The sequence below is a fragment of the Janthinobacterium sp. JF4 genome, assembly GCF_059617925.1.
Window position 1 is genome coordinate 261,993 of record NZ_JCAQAV010000002.1, and the last position, 22,195, is coordinate 284,187.

Below are 22,195 nucleotides of genomic sequence, written 5' to 3' on the forward strand. Positions count from 1 at the left end.
TCAAGCATAATCAGATTAGATGCCGCTTACAACAGGATTCTGCGTACCGCCTTCGCCGGCGGACGGCACCGGCGCCGAGGCGCCGCCGCGCGTGGCGCCGCCACAATTGTCCTGGCCCGGCCCGACGGCCTGGTAGCGCACTTCATACTTGCCGGCGCTGAGCTGCTCCACCGTCAGCTTGTCATTGGCCAGGATGTACAGGTAGCGCACATTCGAGCGCCGCTCCTGGTCATACAGCTTGACGAAGACGGGCGCCGCATTGTTGCTGTTGTCGATGGTCAAGCTCAGTTCGTCGCCCTTGTTACCGATCGGGAAGCCATCCACATAGCCGGACTGCGCCGGCCAGGGCTCGCCATTCGGCGCCACCAGCGCCACGGACTGGCCCACGCCATCGCAGACGGGCTGGCTGGCTTTCAGGCTCAGTTGCGCCACGGCCAGCACGCGGATCTCGGGCGTCTTCGCTTGCGGAGGCTCGGGCGCATACGGCTTGCCCACCGCCCAGCTATCGACTGCCACGGCCTCGCCTTTCGATGGCGGCGACACGGCACTGGCCGCTGGCGCGGCCATTTCCCCATGGGGTGTGGCGCCATCGCGGGCCAGGCCGCTCCAGGCCGACGCCAGCGCGGCCGGCATGGGTTGCGAAGTATCGAGCATCAGCAAGGCGCCCAGCCAGCCCAGCAACAGGCAGACAAGCAAACTCAGCCACCAGCGCCAGTTGCGCCAGATGGGCTGCAAGCCGCGCCGCTGCTTGCCCTTCGGTGGCGGCACATCCTGCGCCCAGGCGTGCTCATGCGGCTGGGCATGGCCTTTCGCGCGGCCATCGCGGCTCTTGCCTTCTTCCTGGTGGGTGCTTTCCAGCCATTCGATTTCCCACTCCTCGGCGGCGATCCACTCGTCGTGCTCCTTGCGGCGTTGTGGATCGGATAAGGTGCCATAGGCGCTGTTGAGGATCGCCATGATGCGGGCGGCCTTTTCGTCGCCGGGATTCTTGTCCGGGTGGTATTTCTGGCTGAGGGCTTTGTACGCGGCACGTATGACTTCCTGCGGCGCCAGGCGCGCCACTTTCAGGTTGTCATAGTGTGTATGTATCTTTCCCATCGTTCTATCTTGAAATCGGTGCGCGGCGACGGGTTCTTGCAGGATGGAACCGTGCTGTGTCGGTCATCATATACGATATGACAAGATAATAACCACCGGCGGACAGGAAATTGCAGGGCGACACTGCCCTGCCTTGATATTGCAGGCGCTTACAGGCGGTGACTGCGGTCACTGGACAACAGGACTTCCGGCAATGCCACGCGGTGCCCCACTACCAGCACCTTGAACAATTCCCCCATCTCGGCGGGCGACACCAGCTTTTGCACGGCGCTCGCTTGCGGCAAATACGTTTTGACCTGCTCGGGATCAGTGCGCAACAGCAAGTCGCCGAGGCCGGAGCCCAGCAGGAAGGACGCCTGGTTCATGTAGGCGAGCACATCGAGACCCGCATCCTGCGCCGCCACCGCCATGGCCGTGAAATCGACATGGGCCGTGATGTCCTGCAAGCCGGGCAGATAAAACGGTTCCGCGTGGGCATGGTGGCGGTAATGGCACATCAGGGTGCCCGTGGCGCGCAAGTCCAGGTAATACTCGTGTGCAGGGAAACCGTAATCGAACAGCACAGCCGCGCCGCCCCTGCCATTGGTCAGCATGCGCGCCAGCGAACGCATGAAGCCGCAGGCCACGCCATGAATTTCCGTGACATAGCCGACCGGCAAGGCATCGGCGTCCGGCACCTGGGCGGCGATCTGCGCGGCCACGTCGGCGCCGGCCGGGCGTTCGACAAACACGAACTGGCCGTCGGCGATGCTGACGTCGAGTTCGCACCAGCCGGCGGGCGTCTTGCTGATCAGGTTGACGGGCATGGCGTCGAGCACTTCATTGCCGAATACGGCGCCCTCGAAACTGTCGGGGAAGCCGTCGAGCCACACCACTTGCGGGAAGCCAGCCAGCGCCAGCTCCTGGCGCGCGCGCAATTCGCCGGACAATTCGACGATCGCGTACTGTTCCACAGGGATGCCGGCCTTCGCCGCTTCCGTCAGGATATCAAAGGCCAGCTTGCCCGTGCCGGCGCCGAATTCGAGGATGCGCGGGGCCGTTTGCGCCATAATAGCGGCTGCCACATGGGCCAGCGTGGCGCCGAACAGGGGAGATATCTCCGGCGCGGTTGTAAAATCGCCATCTTTCCCCAGCTTGGCGGCACCGCCGCTGTAATAGCCGAGGTCAGGCGCATACAGCGCCAGCTCCATGAAGCGGACAAAGGGAATGGCGCCGTCATTGCGCGCGATTTCGGCGGCAATCTGGTGCTGCAAGGCATGGGACGCGGCCAGCGCGTCGCTATCGGGTGCGGGAAGAGACATACCCGCATTGTAGCGAATCGGCGGGCCACGGCGCCAGTATCAGCCTGAGTATCGGCCATGGCGGCCAGGCGCACTTCACACACAAGCACAGCAAATATAGACATGACTCCAGCATCGACACTGCCACACAGCACTCCCCGCGTCGCCCTCGTCACGGGCGCCGCGCGCCGCATCGGCCGCGCCATCGCGCTGGGCCTGGCGCGCGACGGCTGGGATATCGCCGTCCACTACCGCGACTCGCGCGAGGAAGCGCTCAGCCTCGTGGCCGAAATCGCCGCGCTGGGCCGCCGCGCGCAAGCGTTCCCCTGCGACCTGGCGCAGGAAGACGCCGTGCGCCAGCTGCTGCCGCAGGCGCAGGCGGCGCTGGGGCCCGTCACTTGCGTGGTCAACAACGCATCGTTGTTTGCATACGACAATGCGGGCGATTTTTCCTTCGCCGCCCTGGACGCCCACATGCACGCCAACCTGGCCGCCCCCATCCTGCTGGCGCAAGCGCTGTACCAGGCCACCCCGGCAGACGGGCAAGCCGTGGTCATCAACTTGCTGGACCAAAAACTGTACAATCTCAATCCTGATTTTTTGTCGTACACCCTGTCCAAGGCGGCGCTGCTGTCGGCGACCACCATGCTGGCCCAGGCGCTGGCGCCGAAAGTGCGCGTGGTGGGCATTGCCCCCGGCATCACCATGGTCTCCGGCGAGCAGACGGAAGCGAACTTTGCCAAGGCGCATGAGAACACGCCGCTGGGCCGCTCCAGCACGCCCGAGGATGTGGCCGACAGCGTCTGTTACGTGGCCGGCGCGCGCGCGCTGACGGGCACGACCCTGCTGGTCGATGGCGGCCAGCATTTGATCGGCTTGCCGCGCGACGTCATGTTTTTAACCAAATAATCAGCAGTCCTAAGTAATCCTCAGGAAATTATTGTGAATTTATGACGAACAGAACCGGATGCTATGCAAGGCGCCCGCTGCGACGCAGTGCGAGCACTGCTAGCAGCGGGCAACGCCGCAGAGCGCCGGTTATGGAAGTCAGAAATCACAATAATTTATTGGGGGTTACTTAGCAAACAACCAGCATTCCAGCATCCCCTAAAAGGTAAAACTATGTCGTCCGCCCTGTCTCACCCTCGCCTGGCCGATTGCCGCCGCCTGTTCCTGCGCAATTACGAAGTCCTCATCAACATCGGCGTCTACGACTTCGAGAAAAAGGGCGAGCAGCGCGTCCTCATCAACGTCGACCTGTACATTCCCCTGGCCCTGTCGACACCGAAGGATGACCAGCTGGAAGAAGTGGTCGACTATGACTTCATGCGCGAAACCATCGCCAAACGCATGGCGCAAGGCCATGTGCAGCTGCAGGAAAGCCTGGTCGACGACGTGCTCGCGGCCATGCTGGCGCACCCGCGCGTGCGCGCCGCGCGCGTGTCGAGCATGAAACCGGACGTGTATCCCGACTGCGAAGGCGTGGGCGTGGAAGTATTCAAGATCAAGGATGAAGCATGAGCAACATGAGCAATAGCGCAGTGATGGAAACGACGACGACGGCCGTGGAATTCCCGGCCAATGTGGAAGCGCAGAAACTGGCGCGCAAGAAGGCGGAAAAGATCGCCCTGGAAAACAACAAGCTGCACAAGCGCTTGTGCCGCCTGGTGGGGCAAGCCATCGGCGACTTCAACATGATCGAAGACGGCGACAAGGTGATGGTGTGCCTGTCGGGCGGCAAGGATAGCTACGCGCTGCTGGATATCCTGATGACCTTGCGCGAACGCGCGCCGATCCACTTCGACATCGTCGCCGTCAACCTGGACCAGAAGCAGCCGAACTTCCCGCCGGAAATCCTGCCCGCCTACCTGACGGAACTGGGCGTGGCCTTCCACATCGAAAACCAGGATACCTACAGCATCGTCAAGCGCCTGATCCCCGAAGGCAAGACCACCTGCTCGCTGTGCTCGCGCCTGCGCCGCGGCATTTTGTACCGCGTGGCCGACGAGCTGGGCGCCAACAAGATCGCCCTGGGCCACCACCGCGATGACATCCTGGAAACCTTCTTCCTGAATATGTTCTTCGGTGGAAAATTAAAGGGCATGCCGGCCAAGTTGCAGTCGGACGACGGCAAGCACATCGTCATCCGCCCGATGGCGTATGTGAAGGAAGAAGACACGCAGCGCTATGCGGAAGTCAAGGGCTTCCCCATCATCCCATGCGACCTGTGCGGTTCGCAGGAAAACCTGCAGCGCAAGCAGATCAAGGGCTTGATGCGCGAATGGGACAAGAAATTCCCCGGCCGCGTGGAAAGCATCTTCTCGGCCCTGTCGAACGTGGCGCCATCGCATTTGATGGACCCGAAACTGTTCGGCTTCAAGGATTTGAAGGCCGACGGCGTGGCCAGCCCCATGGGCGACATCGCCTTTGACGAAGAGCCATGCTCGACGCCGACGACGTTTGGCACCATTCCGTTGCAGCCGCTGTAAGCTCCTGTTGTTTCGCCGCCACCTTCCCGGTGGCGCAGCATCTTCCCCTGCCTCTTTCCCCGTGCGTGCATTTGATGTACCGTAGTCAGCTCTGCCGGTACGCGATGTGTCACGCGCGCATTCCTGCCCGGCAGTCAGCAAGCATTCTTCCGACAAACTCACTGGAATGAACCATGACGCCATCCACGCTCAAGCGCCCCCTGCTGTTCTCCCTGCTGGCCCTCAGCCTCTCCACCGCCTTTGCCGCCCCCACGCCGGTCGACCGGCAAGCCGACCGCTGGGACCTGACGGCGCTATATGCCAGCGACGCCGCCTTCGGCGCCGACGCGAAAAAGCTGTCGTCCCAGTTGCGGCAACTGGGCGCCTGCAAGGGGCAACTAGGCGCGTCGCCGGCCCGCCTGAAAAGCTGCCTCGACCTGTACGCGGAGGCGCGCAAGCGCGTCAACACGCTCAGCACCTATGCGGCGCAGTATTACGACCAGGATACGGGCGACAGCAAGGGCAACCAGCTGAACCAGCGCGCCGCCCTGCTGGGCAACGACTTCACCCAGGCGAGCACCTTTTTGCAGCCGGAAATCCTCGCCCTGGGCGGCAAGCGCATCGATGCCATGCTGGCCAAAGACCAGGGTTTGCAGCTGTACCGTTTTCAATTGAGCAACATGCTGCGCAGCGCGCCGCACACGCTCGACGCGGCTGGCGAACAGCTGGTGGCGCAGTTCGGCCTGGCAACAAGCTCGGCCGCCAGCGTCTACCGCACCCTGGCCAATGCGGAAATCCCGTGGCCGACCGTCACATTATCGGATGGCACGCAAGTACGGCTCGACCAGGCGGCGTATACCAAATACCGCGGCGACGACAAGCGCGCTGATCGCAAGCTGGTGTTCGACGCCTTCTTCGGCAAGTGGAAAGAGTATGAACGCACGTTCGGCGAAACCCTGTACGGCCAGCTGAAGACGGACGCCGCGTATGCGAAGGTGCGCCGCTATGCCGACTCGCAAAGCGCCGCGCTGGACGCCGACAACCTGCCGCCGGCCGTCTACCAGACCCTGATCGCGCAAACCAATGCCAACCTGCCCACCCTGCACCGCTACTTCAAGCTGCGCGCGCGCATGCTGGGCGTGAAGGACCTGGCGTATTACGACATCTATGCGCCGCTGCTGAAAAGCGAGCGCACCTTCCCCCTGGCCGAGGGCAAGCAGATGATGCTGGCCTCCGTCGCGCCGCTGGGCCCCGACTACGTCAAGGCGCTGACTGCCGCCGTGGACGCGCGCTGGATGGATGTGTACCCGCGCCCGCGCAAGGCGGCGGGCGCTTACATGAATGGCGATGCGTATGACGTGCATCCATTCGTGCTGCTCAACTACACGGACAATTACGAAGCCGTCAGCACCCTGACGCACGAATGGGGCCACGCCATGCACTCGGTGCTGGCCAACAAGGCGCAGCCGTCGATCTATGCGCCGTACAGCATCTTTGTGGCGGAAATCGCCTCGACGACGAACGAGGCGCTGCTGCTCGACGCGCGCCTGAAGCAGGCCAGGGACGACGACGAGCGCCTGCTGTACCTGGGCGCGGCGCTGGAAAACCTGCGCGGTACCTTCTTCCGCCAGGCCATGTTTGCCGAATTCGAGGCGGCCATCCACGCCAAGGTGGATCAAGGCGAATCGCTGACGGGCGAGCAGATGACGGCCATCTATGCCGATATCCTGAAGCGCTACCACGGCGAAGCACAGGGCGTCATGACCATCGATCCCGCCTACGCGCTGGAATGGGCGTACGTGCCGCATTTTTATCACGGCTTCTATGTGTTCCAGTACGCCACCTCGATCGCGGCGGCGCAGGATTTCGCGCAGCGCATCCTCGACAAGGAACCGGGCGCGCTGGCCGCCTACCTGAAGATGCTCAGTTCCGGCGGTTCGGCCTATCCGTACGATCTGGTGAAGGCGGCCGGCGTCGACCTGGCGTCACCGAAACCGTACCAGGCGCTGGCGGCGCGCATGAACGGCATCATGGACCAGATCGAGGCGATTGAAGCGAAGCGGGGGAGATAATGCTGGGGTCAGACCCCCTCTATTGTTAGCGCAAGCCTCTGTGTTAGCGGTGTTGAGGGTCTGACCCCGGAGTTTCCGCTCCTGCCGCCGCAAACGCCGCCGCATCGCTCTCGAACATGTCTTCCAGCTCCTCGCGCGCCTGGCGCGTGAGCGACATGACTTTTTGCTGGTCCTGGAAGTGCGGCGCCACTTCCAGCAGGGTCTTGAGGTTATGCCGGCCAAAGATGCCGGCCGCGCGCTGCGCGCGCTCCGCGCTGAAACCCACCTGCTGCAAGGTCTGCTCGCCCAGCAGCAAGGCCGCGGCGAACGTTTCGCGCTCGATCAGGGTCACGCCCCGCTTCATCAATTCATAGTAATGCGTGACGTTGCGCGCGCGCGCCAGAATCGTCAGTTGGGGCAGGCGCAGGCGCACGGCGTCGACCAGGGCCAGGCTGTCATCCACGTTGTCGATGGCGATCACCAGCGCCCTGGCCTTTTCGATGCCGGCCGCCACCAGCAGGTCCACGCGCGTGGCGTCGCCATAAAACACCTTGAAGCCGAACTTGCGCAGCAACTCGATCTGGTCCGGATCGTGGTCGAGCACCGTCACGCCGATTTTATTGGCCGCCAGCAGGCGGCCAATGATCTGGCCGAAACGGCCGAAACCGGCGATGACGATGGGGTTGTCCTGCGCCTCGATAGGGTCGTCAGGACGGCGCTTCTTGTCGCCTTGCAGGCGCGGCGCGACGAATTTGTCGTGCGCCAGCAGCAGCAAGGGCGTGGCCACCATCGACAGGGTCACCACCACGACCAGCAGCGCGGCCGTCTGCGGCGCGAACACATGCGCGGCCTCGGCGGCAGCAAACACGACGAAGGCGAATTCGCCGCCCTGCGACAGCAGCAGCGCGAAGAACAGCTGCTGGCCGCGGGGAATGTCGACAAACTTCGACAGCCCGTACAGCAAGGCGATTTTCACCGCCAGCAGGCCGGCCACCAGGGCCAGGATCAGCATCGGCTGGGCGCGCAGCACGCCGAAATCGACGGACATGCCCACGGCAATGAAGAACAGCCCCAATAACAGGCCCTTGAACGGCTCCAGGTCGGAAATGAGCTCATGGCGGTATTCGGAGTCGGCCAGCAGCACGCCCGCCATGAAGGTGCCCAGCGCCATCGACAGGCCCACCGATTCCATCAGCACGCAGATGGCGATCACCAGCAGCAGGGCGAAGGCCGTGAAGATTTCGCGCAAATCCGTTTTGGCGATGAAGCGCAGGATGGGGTTCACCAGAAAGCGTCCGCCGATCACCAGGGCGGCCAGCACGGCGGCCAGCTTGGCCACGCGCAGCCAGCCCGGCTCTCCGCTATGCGTGACCAGGCCGCCCAAGAGCGGTACCAGCGCGATCATGGGTATGGCGGCGATATCCTGGAACAGCAAAATCGAAAAGCCGGCGGAACCGGCCGGCGTAGCCATCAGCTTGCGTTCGCCCAGGGTGGCCAGCACGATGGCCGTCGACGACAGCGACAACCCCAGTGCACCGACCAGCGCCGTGCGCCAGTCCACGCCGAAGGCCATGGCCACGGCGCACAGCCCCGCGCTGACGACACCCACCTGCGCCCCGCCCCAGCCGAAAATCGGGCGGCGCAGCAGCCACAAGCGTTTGGGTTCAAGCTCCAGGCCGATCAGGAACAGCAGCAGCACCACGCCGAATTCGGAGAAGCTGAGGATCACCTCGACATTCTTGATCAGGCCCAGGCCCCAGGGACCGATGACGACGCCGGCCACCAGATAGCCCAGCACGGCGCCCATGCCCAGGCGCTTGGCCAGCGGCACCATGATGATGGCGGCCACCAGGTAAAACAGTATGTTGATGAGAAAGCTGTGGTGTTCCATGCGGATTCCGGAAAAACGTGATTGGAATCGCAATCATGCCTGAAGTGGCGCACCGGCGGGGGTCAAGGCTGCGGAGAGTCGATGCGCGCGCGTAGTTCGTCGACATTCACGCGCGACAGATAGCGTTCGATGTTTTTCCACACGGCGTGGTAGCCGTAACCGCCATTTTTCAGCTCGTCGATCGCCTTCTCGCGCGGCCAGCCCTGATACAGCATGCGGTACATGGCGGCCATCATGCCCGTGCGGTCGGCGCCATGCAGGCAATGCAGCAGCACCGGACCCTGCTGCCCGGCGGCGCGGATGGCACGCATGGTCGCTATCACATGCCGGTCGCCGATGGCCCAGGTATTGATGGGAATGCGGACGGCGCGAATGCCGCTGCCTTCCAGCACCTGCGTATCGGCGTGGAAGGAGCGCAGGCTGATCACGGTCTTCACGCCCAGCGCCTGCAGCTGGGCCACGTCGGCACTATCGAGCATGGCGCTGCGGTACAGGACGGGCGTGACCTGGTGCAGGTTGGACACCTGCGGCAGCGGCGTCGCCCAGTCCGGATGGCGTGGCGGCGATGATTGTGCCCCGGCAGGCGCGGCAGCCAGCCCCAGGGCGAGGGTCAAGAGTACTGCATGCAACATCATGGCTTCCTTGTTATTGAAGAACGGCGCCAGCGCGCAGCACCTGCGCCAGCACGTCCAGGGCGGCGCGCGGGCGGCCCAGCGCCAGCGCTTTTGCGCGCATGGATTGCAACTGCTCAGGATGATCGAGCAACAGGCGCACGCGGTATTCGAGGGTGACGGCATCGAATGCCTTCAGGGCCACGCCCTGCTCCAGCAGATAGTCGGCATTGCGCTCTTCCTGCCCGGGGATTGGCGAGTTGACGATCATGGGCAAGCCCAGGGCCAGGCATTCCGAGGTGGTCAGCCCGCCCGGCTTGGTGATCACCAGGTCGGCGCACGCCATCAGGCGCTCGACTTCGCCGGTAAAGCCTTGCGCCAGCAGGCGGCCCGGATACCGGCCGGCCAATGCCTGCAGCGCCGCCAGCGCGGCGGCGTTTTTCCCCGCCAGCACGATCAGCTGGAAGTCGCCTGGCAGCGCCAGCAGGCGCGCGGCGACCGTTTCAAGGCTGCCCAGTCCCGCCCCGCCGCCCATCAGCAAGATCGTCGTGCGCTGCGGATCGAGGCCGAATGCCTGCGCGCTGTGTGCCCGATCGGGCGCCTGCGCGAAGGCGGGCATGATGGGAATGCCCGTCACGTGGATGCGGTCGGCGGGGATGCCTTCGTGGCGCATGCGGAACGCCACTTCGTCGGTGGCGGCGAAATAGCCCTGCATCTGTTCGTGCACCCACATGCGGTGCAGGTCGAAATCCGTGACTTGCACCCATACGGGGCAGGCCAGCTGCCGCTGGCGCAGCGCGCGCGACAGCAGTTCGGCCGGCAGGAAATGCGTGCAGATGATGGCGTCGGGCTGAAAGGCGGCGATCCGCGCCATCAGCGCGCGCGTATTGAGGCGCTCGACGGCGCGGCGCAGGCGCTGCATCGAGCTGTCGCGCGGCGCATCGTGGGTGGCGTGATACAGGTAGCCCCACAGCGCGGGCGCCTTGTTGACCAGCTTGATATACAAATCCGTGTACAGCTTGCGAAATGCAGGCGTGACGAAATCCATCACATCGAGATGCAGGGCCAGTGCCGCGGGCCCGGCACCGTCATCGCGCGCCGCATACGCCGCGATGGCTTGCGCCGCGCGCAGGTGGCCGGCGCCGGCCGAGACGCTCAGGAGAAGAATTTTTTTTCGGTGTTTGCTGGGGCATGCGCTGGCGCTCCACGGGAATTTCTGACCTGGAAAGCAGGCACAATAGCATTTTCCGCGCCGCGCACATTGCCATTTCACAAGGCGGCGCGGCTTTCCCTATTTCTGCACCGGCGCGATATCCGTGCGCAGCACCGGATACAGGTTCAGGCGCTCATCCCAGGAAGCGTGGCGGCGGGCGAAGAACTCCAGGCGCGCGGCCGGGTTACTGGCGAACGCGGGATCGCTGGCCAGCTTCTGGTGGAACTGCGCCGCCAGCGCAGGGTCGGCCGCCAGCTGCGCGCGCGCCACGTCTTCGGCCACATATTCTTCCATGTACTCCTTGCGCTCGAAGGCCGTATTGAAACTGCCCCAGGCCAGCAGGGAATCGGGCGCGCGCGGCTCGAGCAGGGCCACGACCAGGCGCGCCTTGGCCTGGTTGACGGGCACGTACAGCGCGCCTGCGGCGACCACGCGCTCCTCTTTCTGCCACTCGCCCTGCACGGCCGCCGTCTGGCGTCCTTCGAACGACTGCGCGCCAAATTTCACCGTCGTGGCGCGGAAGGTTTCGACCGGCAGCTTGCCCTGCGCGGCAGCGAGCACCTGGTAGGACACGCCATGCTGGCGCAGTTTGGCCGCCACCATCTGCGCCTGCGCGGCGGGCACCAGGTAGCCGGCCTGCGGCGCGGCCTGCTGCAGGTCGGGCACGATCTCGTCGCGCAGGGGCACGTTCCAGATCTGCGGCGTGGTTTCATCGTAGCGCGTCATCAGCGCGCCCGACACTTCGGACGGCGTGCGCGTGTAGGCGTAGCCGCGAAAGGCGATCATGCGGCTCTTCTCGGTGGTTTTATACGTGAGCGGCAAGGTGCTGCCGGCCAGCTTGGCGGCGCGCGCGTCCGCCTCGAGCGCCGTTTGCCGCCACTGCGCGCCATGCTGGGCCACTTGCGACAGCAGCGAGACGATGGTGTTGCGGGTGATGCGCACGCGGGTCGGGTAATCCTTCCACGAATGGGTTTCTACCAGCATGCCGAAGCGATTGCGCAACAGGAAATATCCATGCGAGAAGCGCGGGTTCGGTGCCGAATCGACAAAGCCCGATTGCGGATTGTCGTTCTCGGCAAACGAAATGTAGAACGGCTTCGGGTCCGAGCCCTGCCTGGCCAGGTCGGCCAGGACCTGATCGCGCAAGGCCGTGCCGGCCACGCGCAGGGCCGCGTCGCCCGCATGCACGGGTTCGACCTGGATCGAGATATCGGGTTCGAACTGGGCGCCATCGGTGACGTGCAGGTCGACATAGGCCAGCGGATCCCAGGCGTTCACCAGCGCCAGCATGTGCTGCATCTCGGGCGTATCGGCCTTCATGTATTCGCGGTTCAGATTATAGTTTTGCGCCGTGCTGCGCCAGCCCATTTCCACGGGTCCGCGCTGGTTCGGCCGGTTCCACTGGCCGAAGCGCTCATGGCCATCGACATTGAAGACGGGGACGAACAGCAGCACCTGCTTGTCCAGCGCGCCGGGCGCCGCCTTGCCTTCCAGGACTTCGCGCAGGGCCAGGAAGCCCGCATCCTTGCCATCGATCTCGCCCGCATGGATGCCGCCCTGCACCAGCAGCACGGGCAGCTTGCGGCGCGCCGCCTCGGCCGGCGTCAGCGCGCCCGTGTTGGAAACGGCCAGCGCCAGCATGGGGCGGTTTTCCGGCGTGCGGCCAAATTCCACGCAGCGCACCTGCTTCGGATAGCGCGCCTGGAACTGGCGGCACAAGGCTTCCACTTCCGCATAGCGGCCCGTATTCAAAAAGCCCGAGCGCTCGGCCACCGTCGTCAGGGCGGGAGCGGCGTGCGCGCTGGCGGCAAACACGGTAAACAGGGCGGCGGACAGCAAGGCGTGGCGTAGCATGGGTCAAATTCCATCGAGAGAGGACAAGCGGGCAATTATAGAGTGGCCGTCGGATAAGAAGGCGCCGAAAAATAAAAAAGCCGGAACAGCATCCGCTGCTCCGGCCTGGCTCTGGCAAGCGTGAATTATGAACCGAAATGATAGTTGAATTCGACCCATCCCTGGCGGCCTTGCGGGCTGTAGCTGCCGACCGGATAGTACGGCCAGCCGCCGCTGTCGTCGCGCTTGATCTTGTCGAACACGTTGTTGACGATCAGCGACAAGGTGGCGCGGTCGCTGATGCGGTACACGGTGCTGATATTGGCCAGTGCCGTCGGCGTCAGGTAGCCGGTACCGGCGCCGTTCGGGATCTTGCTGTAGCGGCTGACCAGCAAGGTGTTCGACCAGTCGCCCGCAGCCCAGTTGACGCTCAGGTTCAACTTGTCGCGCCAATCCGAATTGTTCAGCGATTTGAGCTCGTCGATCTCTTCGTCGCCGGAAAATTGCTGCGATTTATTGCTCAGCACCTTGGCGTAATTGGCCTTGAAGGCAAAGCGGCCATAGTCCGCCGTGCGCAGCAAATACTTCACGCTGACGTCGATGCCGCTGCTGCTCTGCTTGGCCGCGTTGATCGGGTTGACGGTGATGGTCTTGATCTCGCCGGCGCGGTTCAGGGCATTGGCCGCGAAACGCTCAACGCGGCCCAGGGTATCGGCGCAGGTAGGCGAATTGATGTCGAGCTTGCCCAGGCGGCAATCGGCTTCGTCGCGCAGGATCTTGTCGGCGCTCAGGTTCGTCACCAGGTCATCGATCTTGATGTTCCAGTAGTCGAGCGAGACATCGAAATTGGCACTCGGCGACCAGACGGCGCCGACGCCGAACGACTTGCCTTTTTCCGACTGCAGATCGCGGCTGCCATTCTGCACGTAATCAGCGCCCGGCGACTTGTTTGCAAATTCACACTTGTCGATACTTTGACCGGCAGCGCCGCAGCGATAGTAATCGGTGGTGCTCGAGTAGTAACCGGTGCCGCGCGCCTTGTAGATATAGTTCATGTCTGGCGCGCGGAAGCTGGTAGCGTAGTTGGCGCGGAACAGCAGCTCAGGCGCGGGACGCAGTTCCAGGCCGCCGTTGTAGGTGAACTTGCCCTCATGGCGGCCGGCAAAGCTGTAGCGGTCGTAACGGCCGGCCAGGGTACCGGTCAGCTTTTCATGCAGCGGCAGGTTCACTTCCGCCCCCAGCGCATAGCGGGTACGCGTGCCGGCCGTGATATCGGATTTGGTGGCGACGTTGAAATAACCGTCGTTCAGGCGCGCATCGGGCACATTGCTGAAGCCCTGCTTGCCCACTTCGGCGATGGTGGCGATCTTCGCCGCGCCAGCGGGCAGCTGGAACAGGTCGCCATTCGTGGCCAGGCTCAGGGTATTCGTCCAGGCCTTGTCATCGCTGTCGGAATTGCCCGTGATGCTGTCGAATTCGGCCGCCGTCACGCGGCGCGACAAGCGGGCCGGATCCGGTGCGTAGATCGGCACGCCGGCAGCGTCGGTGCCCAGTTTCGGCCCAAGGAAGAAGCTGTCGATATTGGCCAGCGCGCGCGGCGTGTGGCTTTCGCTCTTGTACACCGAGGCGTTGTAGTTCGCCTCATACTGCCAGGATGACGTGCCGGGAATGCGGCCCTTGGCGCCCAGCGAAATGGCCGTGGCCAGGTCGTCCCACTTGCGGTTGTAGCGCTCCACGCCGCCCATTTCCTCGGGCGAGATATAGCGCGTCCACGCTTCATAGCGATTCGTATTCTGGTTGCGGAAATAGCTGCTGCCCGTCGACGACGACGTCCACGTCGGGCCGCGCGTATTGTTCTCCGTCGAGTTCTTGCCGATCAGGAAGTCGGCGAACAGGGTCGTTTCCGGCGACAGCTCATAGTTGGCGCTGCCAAACACGTTCTGGCTGCGGTTCTTGGTTTGCGTGGTCCAGTAGGTGGGGCCGACTTTCGGGCTGGCGCAATAGCTGCCGTTCTTCGCCTGGTACTTGACGACGCTGCCGCCAAACATGTCGCCGAACTGGCCGCAGGTGTCGCCCAGGTCCACATAGCTGCCGGAGGTGCCAGCCTGTACCACGCGGCGCGACGCAATATTCGTCGGCGCGCCCGAACGGGTGGCCATGAAGTCGCGCTGCAGGCTCGACAGCGGATCGCGCTGGCTCAGCTCCACGCTGAACAGGGTATGCAGCTTGTCGAAATTGCCGCCGCCCGTCAGCTGCACGCGCTGGTTGCCGGCGCCGCCACGCGAGGTACCGCCCAGCTTGACGTTGATATCGACGCCTTCCGTCTGTTTTTTCAGGATCACATTGACCACGCCGGCGATCGCGTCGGAACCATAAATGGCCGAGGCGCCGCCGTTGAGTATCTCGATACGGTCGACGATGCTCGACGGGATGTTCGCCAGGTTGGTGAAGTTGACCGTGCCTTCGTAGGCGACGGGAAAGTCGGCCAGGCGGCGGCCGTTCAGCAGGATCAAGGTGTGGTTCGGGCCCAGGCCGCGCAAGCTGATGGTATTGGCCGACGGCGTGAAGGTATTGCCGTAATCCTCGCCTTGCGTAAAGCCGCTGTTCTGCACCTGGTTGGTCAGCGCATCGAAGACGTTCTTGTACCCTTGTTTGGTGATTTCATCGCCCGTCAGGATGGTGACGGAAGACGGGCCTTCCAGGCTGGCGCGGGGAATGCGCGAACCGGTGACCACGACGGCTGGCGGGGTGGACGCCGGCTGCTGATCCGCTGCGGGCGCTTGCGTTTGCGCGTGCGCCTGCCATGCGGAACCGCCCAGGATGGCCAATACGGCTACAGTGAGAGGTGGTAACTTGAATTGTATAGGCATCTTTGCGCTTCTCAAGGTTAGGGAGAAGGCGAAAGATATCAAGATGCCAGCAATTACAGAACGAATGGATTCATCTTTCTATATATCAAAATTGTTATATAGAAATATTCTTGAGCAGGAAAATGCCAGGCACCCTGTCTGGCTCATGGCAGAAACATGCGCTTTAACGACGCATGATGGCAATTTCCTTGTAGGCCGGGCGCAGCAGGCGCGTGGCCGTATCGGCCGGACTCTCCACCGAATTCAACAACCTGAGCGCGCCCATGGCCGGTGTGCAGCTGCCGCTGCTGCGGTAGCGCAGCGCCGCCGCCAGCATGCCTTCGGCCGCGTCGCCCAGCTGGTGCTGGTAATCGTCCGCCACGTCGCAGGTCGGCGCCATGCCATCGGCAAAGTCGCCAAAGCCCTTGGCATTGACGCCCTGGAACTGCACCGCAAAATACGTGGTGCCGCAATTCGGCGCGGGAAAGAAACCGTAGGGCTTGCCGCACGTCGTGCCGCCGATCAGGTTGACTTGCACGCCCACCCCGCGCAAGCCGTTGATGATCGCTTCGCTGGCCGAACAGGTATTGGCGGTGGTCAGCAAGGTCACGCGCTTGAGGCCCAGGGAAGGCAGCGGCGTTCCCTTGGGCAGCGGGTTTGGCCCAAGAAAGCCCTGGCTTTGCGCATGGAATGGCACGGGCGCTGCCGGCCGCGTCTTGTCATTGGCCAGCACCTGCTCGAAGGTCTTGCCAGCGGTAACTTGCGGGCCGGCAATCATGTAAGCGAGTTCACTGGCGACATCCAGGTAGCCGCCGCCGTTGTAGCGCACATCGAGCACCAGGTCGCTGATGCCGGCCGCCTGGAAGCGGCGCATGGTCTCGACCAATTGGCGCTCGGCCACATTGTTATGCGTATTGAAGGTCAGGTAGCCCACCTTGCCCGTGGGCGTATCGATGATGCGTTCGTTTTGCACGGCGCTGGTGCTGACTTCCACCGCCTGCAGGCTCACGGAGATGGGCGCCCCGTTACGGCTGAACGACAGCGTGTGCGTGCCTTGCGCTGCAGGGAACAGGCCCGCGTAGATGATATTTATGCTGGCAGCATCGGGGGCATGGACGAAATCGACGCCATCGATGGTTTGCAGCAGGTCGCCGCGCTGCAAACCCGCCAGTGCCGCCGGCGAGCCCGGCTCGACGATCGAGATCACCGCCTTGCGCGGTGGCGCTTGCCGCGTCATGGCCAGCAGCATGCCGTAGCCCAACTCAATGCCGTTCTGCGCATTCTCCCACTCGGCCGTCGTATACGTGAAATGAAACCGGTCCTTGGGCTTGCCGGACGCCGTCGTGGCCGTGGATTTCAGCACGTCGAAATACGCGATGGGCGTGGTGAAGCTTTGCGGCAGGTAGGTGGTCGGCACTTCGCGATACCACAGATACGTTTCATCGATCCAGCTGCGCACCCACGTCTGTTCATTGAGCAAGGTGCCCGGCTTGTCGATGCTGCTGCCGCTGCGCGGCGCCTCGCAGCGGTTCGCCACCGTGGAGGAAGCGACCAGCGCCGTGGGGCCTGTCGGCGTCACGGGAGGGACGGCGGAAGCGCTGTCGCTGCTGCTACCGCCGCCTCCGCCGCAGGCACTCAACAACAAGACGAGAGGAACCGCCAGGGCGGAAAAGCGCAGGGAAGACATGACAAACTTTCCGAAAAGAAATTATCGAAAAATTATAATGTGTTTTGCAGGCAGGCGTTGTTTTCTTTGACACAATGGCGCCCGCAGGCGCCATTGCTACAGCGTGGAGTTCACCCCATCACGCCACGGTGGCCGCCACGGGCGCAGCCACGACGGGCGGCAGCGGCATCGGCGCGTTGAAGGCGATCAGCAGACTGGCTTCCTTCTCTTTCGCCGCCTTCAAATGACGCTCCTTCACGTGGCCATAGCCGCGGATGTCTTCCGGAATGCTGGCGATCGCCACGGCTTGCGCCAGCTTGGCCGTCGTCAGTTTCGGCAGCAAGCCGCCCACCGTCGCACGGTATTCCAGAATCAGCGCGCGCTCCATCTTGCGCTCGGCCGTATGACCGAACACGTCGAAGGCCGTGCCGCGCAAGCCCTTGAACTTGGCCAGCACGCCGAACGCCTTCAGCATCCACGGGCCGAATTCCTTCTTCACCAGATGGCCCTGGGCATCCGTCTTCGCCATGATCGGCGGCGCCAGGTGGAACTTGAGCTTGATGTCGCCTTCGAACATGGCGGCGATCTTCGCCTGGAAGGTGCCGTCCGTGTACAGGCGCGCCACTTCGTACTCGTCCTTGTAAGCCATCAGCTTGTATAAGTAGCGGGCCACGGCTTCCGTCAGGCGCAAGTGCGGGCCATTCAGGGCGCTTTCGGCGGCGCGCACCTGTTTGATGAAGTCCAGGTACTGCTGCGCATACGCGCGGTCCTGGTAGGCCGTCAGCAGGGCCACTCTTTTTTCGATGATGTCGTCGAGCGTGTCGATGCGCTTGAATTCCACCACTTTCGCTGGCGTCGTCATGCGCACCAGGCTGGCCGTATCGTGGGCGCCCGCGCGGCCCCAGTTGAAGGCGGCCTTGTTGAACGCCACCGAGACGTTGTTCAAGTCGATGGCCTTCATGATGGACGCTTCGGTGAGCGGCACTTTGCCCTTTTGCCAGGCATAACCGAGCATGAACATGTTCGTCGCGATCGAGTCGCCCATCAGCGCCGTGGCGATCTGCCCCGCGTCGATGAAGTCCACGTGGTCGCTGCCGCAGGCCTTTTCGATTTCCATGCGCGCGGAAGCACCGGGAAATTGCCAGTCCGGGTTTTTCACGAACGCGGCCGTCGACGAGCTGGTCGAGTTGATCATGGCCCAGCTGCGCCCTTCTCCCATGCGCGACAGGGCGTCGCGGCTGGCCGTGACGATCAGGTCGCAGCCGATGACGAGATCGGCAGCACCGGTGCCGACGCGCGTCGAGTGGATGTCTTCCTGGCGGTCCGCCAGGCGCACGTGCGACATCACGGGGCCGCCCTTTTGCGCCAGGCCGCTCATGTCCAGCACGGAACAGCCCTTGCCTTCCACGTGCGCCGCCATGGCCAGGATCTGGCCGACGGTGACCACGCCCGTGCCGCCGATGCCGGTAACCAGGATGCCGAACGGCTCGGCCGTCGAGGGAATGGTGGGTGTCGGCAAGGCCGGCGCGGCGGGCGCGTCCTTGTCGGCGGCAGCTGCCTTCTTCGGCTTTTTCAGGCCGCCGCCTTCCACCGTCACGAAACTGGGGCAGAAGCCCGTCGTGCACGAGAAGTCCTTGTTGCAGGACGACTGGTTGATCTGGCGCTTGCGCCCCAGTTCCGTTTCCAGCGGTTCCACCGACAGGCAGTTCGATTGCACGGAACAGTCGCCGCAGCCTTCGCAGACGGCTTCGTTGATGACGGCGCGCTTGGCCGGGTCCGGGTATTCATTGCGTTTGCGGCGGCGGCGTTTTTCCGAGGCGCAGGTCTGGTCGTAGATCATGGCCGACACGCCGGGCATGTCGCGCAGTTCGCGCTGCACGTCCATCAGTTCCGAGCGGTGGCGCACGGTGACGCCTTCGGCCCAGGCGTAATCGTCCGGGTATTTTTCCGGTTCATCCGTGACGACGATGATCGGACCGACGCCTTCGGCGGCGATCTGGCGTGAAATGATGGCCGGAGACAGAGGCCCGTCGAATTCCTGGCCGCCCGTCATGGCCACCGCATCGTTGAACAGAATTTTATAGGTGATGTTCACCTTGGCCGAGACGGCCGCGCGGATGGCCAGGATGCCCGAGTGGAAATACGTGCCGTCGCCGAGGTTGGTAAACACGTGCTTTTCATTCGTGAACGGCGCCTGCCCCACCCACGTGACGCCTTCGGCGCCCATGTGGGTAAAGGTCGACGTTTCGCGGTCCATCCACAGCACCATGTAGTGGCAGCCGATGCCGGCCAGCGCGCGCGAACCTTCCGGCACCTTGGTCGAGGTATTGTGCGGGCAGCCGGAGCAGAAGAATGGCGTGCGGTCCTTTTGCGGATCGGGTTTCACGCTGATGGCCTTGAGGACGTTTTCCTTCGCTTCCAGGTAGGCGATGCGTTCCTTCACGCGCTGCTCGACCGGGTGGCCCGCGTAATAGCGCGAGATGCGGCTGGCGATGGCGCGGGCGATCATGGCCGGGTTCAGCTCATACGTGGCCGGCAGCAGCCAGTCGCCATGACCGGTCCCCTTCTGGTTGCTCCATTCGCCCGTGTCGTCGAACTTGCCGACCACGCGCGGACGTTCGCCATCCTTGAGGTTGTACAGTTCTTCCTTCAGCGCGTATTCGAGGATCTGGCGCTTTTCTTCCACCACGAGGATTTCATCGAGACCCTTGGCGAATTCGTGCACGCCGTCCGCTTCCAGCGGCCAGGTCATGCCGATCTTGTACAGGCGGATGCCGATATCGGACGCCGTCTGTTCGTCGATGCCCAGATCTGCCAGCGCCTGGCGCGTGTCCAGGTAGGATTTGCCGGCCGTGATGATGCCGATGCGCGCCTTCGGGCTGTCCCAGATGATTTTATTGAGCTTGTTGGCGCGCGCATACGCCAGCGCCGCGTACCATTTGTAGCTGTTCATGCGCACTTCTTGTTCCAGCACCGTGTCGGGCCAGCGGATGTTCAGGCCACCGGCCGGCATCTCGAAGTCGGTCGGCAGCACGATCTGCACGCGGTCCGGGTCGAAGTCGACGGCGGCGCCCGACTCGATGATGTCGGTCACGCATTTCATCGACACCCATAGCCCCGTATAGCGGCTCATGGCCCAGGCGTGCAAGCCGTAGTCGATGTATTCCTGCACCGACGACGGGTACAGCACGGGGATGCCGCAGGCGTTCAGGATATGGTCGGACTGGTGCGCCGTGGACGACGACTTGGCCGCATGGTCGTCGCCGGCCAGCACCAGCACGCCGCCATGCTTGGCGGAACCGGCGTTATTCGCGTGCTTGAACACGTCGCCGCAGCGGTCGACGCCGGGGCCCTTGCCGTACCACATGCCGAACACGCCGTCGTATTTCGCGTCTTCGAACAGATTCGTTTGCTGCGTGCCCCAGACGGCCGTGGCGGCCAGGTCTTCGTTCAGGCCCGGGTGGAATTTGACGTGGTGTTCATCGAGGTATTTCTTGGCCTTGATCGCCGTCATGTCGACGGACGTCACAGGCGAACCGCGGTAACCGGTGATGTAGCCGGCCGTATTCAGGCCAGCCTTCAGGTCGCGCTCGCGCTGCAGCATCGGCAGGCGGATCAGCGCTTGCGTGCCCGTCATGAAGGCGCGGCCACGCTCAAGCGTGTATTTGTCGTTCAGGGAAATTTCGGACGCGTGCGCGCCCGGCTCAAGACTCGAGCCCTTGATTGGTGCATTCATTACTTGTCTCCATTATTCTCTGTGCTACGCGTGCAAAGTCGGTTGAACTCACACGTACCGGCTGTGCCTTGTGGACCATGCCGGTGCGGAAAAATGACTTGTTTGTCGTAGACTACCACAGGAAGGCGCGCAGTTCTTTGCTGCACTGCACTCCCGTGTTTTTACCTTTTGCTGCTTTTAGGCATGTCGGATTACGCTACGCTAATCCGACCTACCGGGCTGCTTTTTGCTGGCAATGTCGGATTACGCTGCGCCTCGGCGGCCCCGCTAATCCGACCTACCTGAGTGGCACGGGACGCGTAGGTCGGCTTAGCCGGAACGGCGTAAGCCGACAAACAGCGCCGAGCTTACGCCGCGTTCGTATCTTTCAGCACGCCGCGCTTGATCTGGTCCAGCTCGATCGACTCGAACAGGGCGCGGAAATTGCCTTCGCCGAAGCCCTGGTCGCCCTTGCGCTGGATGATCTCGAAGAAGATCGGGCCGATCACCGTCTGCGTGAAAATTTGCAGCAGCAGTTCGCGTTCGTTTTCCGTGCTGTGGCCATCGATCAGGATGCGCAGGCGGCGCAGTTCCTCCAGCTGCTCGCCATGGTTCGGCAGGCGGCGGTTGACCAGCTCATAGTAAGTTTCAATCGTGTCCTGGAAATCGATACCCGTGTCGCGCATGCCTTGCACGGAGCCGTAGATATCGTCGGTGCCCAGCGCGATATGCTGGATGCCTTCGCCATGATACTGGTCCAGGTATTCGGCGATCTGCGACTTGTCATCCGACGATTCGTTGATCGGGATGCGGATCTTGCCGCAGGGCGAAGTCATGGCTTTCGACTTCAGACCCGTATGCTTGCCTTCGATATCGAAGTAGCGCACTTCGCGGAAGTTGAACAGATTTTCATAGAAACCGGCCCATTCCTTCATGCGGCCACGGTGCACATTGTGCGTCAGGTGGTCGATATAGGTCAGGCCATGGCCGACGGGGTTGGCAACGGCGCCGGGAATGGCGACGAAGTCGACGTCATAGATGCTGATGTCGCCGATGCCGCCGGGAGCGGCCGCGTCCGGCTTGTCGGCGCCCTTGCCGCGCCAGCGGTCGACGAAGTACAGCAGCGAATCGCCCACGCCCTTGATGGCGGGAATGTTCAGCTCCATCGGACCCGTTTTATTGTCGAAGCCCCAGGCGCCCAGTTCCAGCGCGCGGCGGTACACGAAGGCCGCGTCGTCGACGCGGATGGCGATGGCGCACACGGACGGGCCGTGATGGCGGGCAAAACGTTGCGCGAACGAATCTTGTTCGGCATTGATGATGAAATTGATGTCGCCCTGACGGTACAGGGTCACATCCTTGTGGCGGTGGCGCGCGATGGCCGTGAAGCCCATGTTCTCGAACAGCTTGCCCAATGCTTTTGGGTCTGGTGCTGCATACTCGACGAACTCGAAACCATCGGTACCCATCGGGTTATCCCAAGGCTGAAATTGCATGATGTCTCCTCCAAGAAGTAGCGC

General features: G+C 63.2%; 14 protein-coding genes. 4 read left to right on the forward strand and 10 right to left on the reverse strand.

What is annotated here, in order from left to right:
* Positions 1-15: 15 nt before the first annotated feature.
* Together AC54AF_RS02990 and AC54AF_RS02995 are read right to left on the reverse strand one after the other, a co-directional pair.
* A complete protein-coding gene (locus AC54AF_RS02990; protein ID WP_496635253.1) occupies positions 16-1,098 on the reverse strand; it encodes a J domain-containing protein in 1,083 nt (360 codons plus the stop codon).
* A 149-nt stretch (positions 1,099-1,247) separates the two neighbouring features.
* Complete coding sequence (locus tag AC54AF_RS02995) at positions 1,248-2,399, reverse strand: class I SAM-dependent methyltransferase (protein ID WP_496635255.1); 1,152 nt, start codon at positions 2,397-2,399, stop codon at positions 1,248-1,250.
* A gap of 102 nt (positions 2,400-2,501) precedes the next feature.
* Between AC54AF_RS02995 and AC54AF_RS03000 the strand changes: the two genes are divergently transcribed.
* The 4 genes from AC54AF_RS03000 to pepF all read left to right on the forward strand — a co-directional run bounded on the left by AC54AF_RS03000 (position 2,502) and on the right by pepF (position 6,918).
* Positions 2,502-3,287 carry an SDR family oxidoreductase gene (locus tag AC54AF_RS03000; protein WP_496635257.1) on the forward strand — a complete coding sequence of 262 codons (786 nt, stop codon included), beginning with the start codon at positions 2,502-2,504 and terminating at the stop codon, positions 3,285-3,287.
* 213 nt (positions 3,288-3,500) lie between these two features.
* Positions 3,501-3,899, forward strand: coding sequence for a dihydroneopterin aldolase (locus AC54AF_RS03005; RefSeq protein WP_046682033.1), 399 nt, complete (start codon positions 3,501-3,503; stop codon positions 3,897-3,899).
* Between the two features lie 5 nt (positions 3,900-3,904).
* Positions 3,905-4,867: a tRNA 2-thiocytidine(32) synthetase TtcA gene (gene ttcA, locus AC54AF_RS03010; RefSeq protein ID WP_496635439.1), complete on the forward strand. Its 963-nt coding sequence runs from the start codon at positions 3,905-3,907 to the stop codon at positions 4,865-4,867.
* 173 nt (positions 4,868-5,040) lie between these two features.
* Positions 5,041-6,918: an oligoendopeptidase F gene (gene pepF, locus AC54AF_RS03015; RefSeq protein ID WP_496635259.1), complete on the forward strand. Its 1,878-nt coding sequence runs from the start codon at positions 5,041-5,043 to the stop codon at positions 6,916-6,918.
* 43 nt (positions 6,919-6,961) lie between these two features.
* Here pepF and kefC read toward each other — a convergent pair whose 3' ends face one another.
* The 8 genes from kefC to hppD all read right to left on the reverse strand — a co-directional run bounded on the left by kefC (position 6,962) and on the right by hppD (position 22,171).
* Entirely contained in the window at positions 6,962-8,788 is a 1,827-nt protein-coding gene (kefC, locus tag AC54AF_RS03020) for a glutathione-regulated potassium-efflux system protein KefC (RefSeq protein WP_496635261.1), read from the reverse strand.
* 62 nt (positions 8,789-8,850) lie between these two features.
* A complete protein-coding gene (locus AC54AF_RS03025) occupies positions 8,851-9,423 on the reverse strand; it encodes a dual specificity protein phosphatase family protein (RefSeq protein WP_496635263.1) in 573 nt (190 codons plus the stop codon).
* 10 nt (positions 9,424-9,433) lie between these two features.
* Positions 9,434-10,567, reverse strand: a complete 1,134-nt coding sequence (locus tag AC54AF_RS03030) for an MGDG synthase family glycosyltransferase (protein ID WP_496635440.1) — start codon at positions 10,565-10,567, stop codon at positions 9,434-9,436.
* 123 nt (positions 10,568-10,690) lie between these two features.
* Positions 10,691-12,466 carry a M14 family metallopeptidase gene (locus tag AC54AF_RS03035; protein ID WP_496635265.1) on the reverse strand — a complete coding sequence of 592 codons (1,776 nt, stop codon included), beginning with the start codon at positions 12,464-12,466 and terminating at the stop codon, positions 10,691-10,693.
* Between the two features lie 125 nt (positions 12,467-12,591).
* Positions 12,592-15,315 carry a TonB-dependent receptor plug domain-containing protein gene (locus tag AC54AF_RS03040; RefSeq protein ID WP_496635267.1) on the reverse strand — a complete coding sequence of 908 codons (2,724 nt, stop codon included), beginning with the start codon at positions 15,313-15,315 and terminating at the stop codon, positions 12,592-12,594.
* Positions 15,316-15,478: 163 nt separating this feature from the next.
* Positions 15,479-16,981, reverse strand: a complete 1,503-nt coding sequence (locus AC54AF_RS03045; protein WP_496635268.1) for a S41 family peptidase — start codon at positions 16,979-16,981, stop codon at positions 15,479-15,481.
* A gap of 118 nt (positions 16,982-17,099) precedes the next feature.
* Positions 17,100-20,696 (reverse strand): indolepyruvate ferredoxin oxidoreductase family protein, encoded by a 3,597-nt coding sequence (locus tag AC54AF_RS03050; RefSeq protein ID WP_496635270.1) that lies wholly within the window; start codon positions 20,694-20,696, stop codon positions 17,100-17,102.
* 347 nt (positions 20,697-21,043) lie between these two features.
* Positions 21,044-22,171: a 4-hydroxyphenylpyruvate dioxygenase gene (gene hppD, locus AC54AF_RS03055; RefSeq protein ID WP_034783523.1), complete on the reverse strand. Its 1,128-nt coding sequence runs from the start codon at positions 22,169-22,171 to the stop codon at positions 21,044-21,046.
* Between the last annotated feature and the right edge of the window lie 24 nt (positions 22,172-22,195).

Excerpts from the sequence above, each read along its gene's own strand:
- AC54AF_RS02990 (WP_496635253.1), bottom strand. The coding sequence starts at position 1,098 with ATGGGAAAGATACATACACACTATGACAACCTGAAAGTGGCGCGCCTG.
- kefC (WP_496635261.1), bottom strand. The coding sequence starts at position 8,788 with ATGGAACACCACAGCTTTCTCATCAACATACTGTTTTACCTGGTGGCC.
- AC54AF_RS03045 (WP_496635268.1), bottom strand. The coding sequence starts at position 16,981 with ATGTCTTCCCTGCGCTTTTCCGCCCTGGCGGTTCCTCTCGTCTTGTTG.
- AC54AF_RS03000 (WP_496635257.1), top strand. The coding sequence starts at position 2,502 with ATGACTCCAGCATCGACACTGCCACACAGCACTCCCCGCGTCGCCCTC.
- AC54AF_RS03005 (WP_046682033.1), top strand. The coding sequence starts at position 3,501 with ATGTCGTCCGCCCTGTCTCACCCTCGCCTGGCCGATTGCCGCCGCCTG.
- AC54AF_RS03025 (WP_496635263.1), bottom strand. The coding sequence starts at position 9,423 with ATGATGTTGCATGCAGTACTCTTGACCCTCGCCCTGGGGCTGGCTGCC.
- hppD (WP_034783523.1), bottom strand. The coding sequence starts at position 22,171 with ATGCAATTTCAGCCTTGGGATAACCCGATGGGTACCGATGGTTTCGAG.
- AC54AF_RS03035 (WP_496635265.1), bottom strand. The coding sequence starts at position 12,466 with ATGCTACGCCACGCCTTGCTGTCCGCCGCCCTGTTTACCGTGTTTGCC.
- AC54AF_RS03040 (WP_496635267.1), bottom strand. The coding sequence starts at position 15,315 with ATGCCTATACAATTCAAGTTACCACCTCTCACTGTAGCCGTATTGGCC.
- pepF (WP_496635259.1), top strand. The coding sequence starts at position 5,041 with ATGACGCCATCCACGCTCAAGCGCCCCCTGCTGTTCTCCCTGCTGGCC.
- AC54AF_RS03050 (WP_496635270.1), bottom strand. The coding sequence starts at position 20,696 with ATGAATGCACCAATCAAGGGCTCGAGTCTTGAGCCGGGCGCGCACGCG.
- AC54AF_RS02995 (WP_496635255.1), bottom strand. The coding sequence starts at position 2,399 with ATGTCTCTTCCCGCACCCGATAGCGACGCGCTGGCCGCGTCCCATGCC.
- ttcA (WP_496635439.1), top strand. The coding sequence starts at position 3,905 with ATGAGCAATAGCGCAGTGATGGAAACGACGACGACGGCCGTGGAATTC.